Here is a 280-nt window from a genome sequence, read left to right as displayed (position 1 = left end):
CCACGATTTTCTCCAGAAACTCTGCTAGAAGCCCTCCGAGGATCTCTTCCGACACCGTTACACCCGGCTCATTGATGTCAGTGTTCGTATGACTGACAGGGTCAATGATCTTCATGTTCGTGCGTGTCTCTCCCTCAACAAAATGAAAACAAGTCGCAAGCCCCATGTCCTCCAGCGCCGACAGGATCGACCGTCCGGTATCTCCGCCGAGAATCCCGGCTGCAATGCTTCTTCCGCCCAGATTGCTGATGACTTTTGATACATTGATCCCTTTTCCGCC

The 280-nt window shown here is 52.5% G+C and carries 1 protein-coding gene; it reads right to left on the bottom strand.

Going from position 1 to position 280, the window contains the following annotated elements; genetic code table 11:
- Positions 1-280: PfkB family carbohydrate kinase (locus LZD48_RS18595; protein WP_235764155.1), on the bottom strand; the 280-nt coding region annotated here is incomplete at both ends.

Origin of the sequence: Oceanobacillus alkalisoli (genome assembly GCF_021556485.1) — a bacterium.
In the GTDB taxonomy this organism is placed as follows: Bacteria; Bacillota; Bacilli; order Bacillales; family Amphibacillaceae; genus Oceanobacillus; species Oceanobacillus alkalisoli.
This window is presented reverse-complemented; position numbering and strand designations above follow the sequence as displayed.